Annotated in this window: 1 protein-coding gene; it reads left to right on the forward strand. The window is 60.7% G+C overall.

From position 1 onward, the window contains the following. Window positions 1–64 precede the first annotated feature (64 nt). Window positions 65–834 (forward strand): IS5-like element ISPak1 family transposase gene (locus tag D1012_RS21895; protein WP_233517241.1). Its coding sequence is split into 2 segments (ribosomal slippage): window positions 65–401 and window positions 401–834, totalling 771 coding nucleotides; the frame shifts between segments, so codons are not numbered across the junction. Window positions 835–860: the final 26 nt, after the last annotated feature.

Genomic DNA, 860 nt, shown 5'->3' on the forward strand with positions numbered 1-860 from the left:
TAGGGTTAGGACCCATTGATTTCAGCTGCGCGGCATGATTCAGGCTCCGCAAGGAGACTGGATCATGAGCAACCTTTTCTGGCTGACGGATGCGCAGATGGCTCGCCTTCGGCCGTTTTTCCCCAAGAGCCACGGTAAGCCTCGCGTCGATGACCGGCGGGTTCTCAGCGGCATTATCTTCATCAATCGCAATGGCTTGCGGTGGTGCGATGCGCCCAAGGAGTATGGTCCACCGAAGACCCTCTACAATCGTTGGAAGCGCTGGGGCGAGAAAGGCGTCTTCGCCCGGATGATGGAAGGCCTGGCCTCCGAGGCGGCCGTTCCGAAGACGGTGATGATCGACGCGACCTATCTGAAGGCGCATCGCACGGCCTCCAGCCTGCGGGCGAAAAAAGGGGGCCCGGCGACCAGAGGGGCCGCCTGATCGGTCGCACCAAAGGCGGCATGAACACCAAACTGCACGCCGTCACCGACGCTGATGGGCGGCCGATCCGGTTCTTCATGACTGCAGGTCAGGTGAGCGACTACAGCGGTGCTGCGGCCCTGTTGGGCAGCTTGCCGGCGGCAGAATGGCTGCTGGGCGACTGTGGCTATGATGCCGATTGGTTCAGAGATGCGTTGAAAGACAAGGGGATAAAGCCCTGCATACCGGGACGGAAGTCCCGTGGAAAACCCGTCAAGTATGACAAGCGCCGCTACAAACGCCGCAACCGGATCGAGATTATGTTCGGGCGGCTGAAGGACTGGCGACGGGTCGCAACCCGTTACGACAGATGCCCGAAGGTCTTCCTCTCAGCCATCGCCCTCGCCGCAACCGTCATGTTCTGGCTATGAAGCGAGAACGAGTCCTGACCCTAGTC

Origin of the sequence: Pseudotabrizicola alkalilacus (assembly GCF_003443995.1) — a bacterium.
GTDB classification, from domain to species: Bacteria; Pseudomonadota; Alphaproteobacteria; order Rhodobacterales; family Rhodobacteraceae; genus Pseudotabrizicola; species Pseudotabrizicola alkalilacus.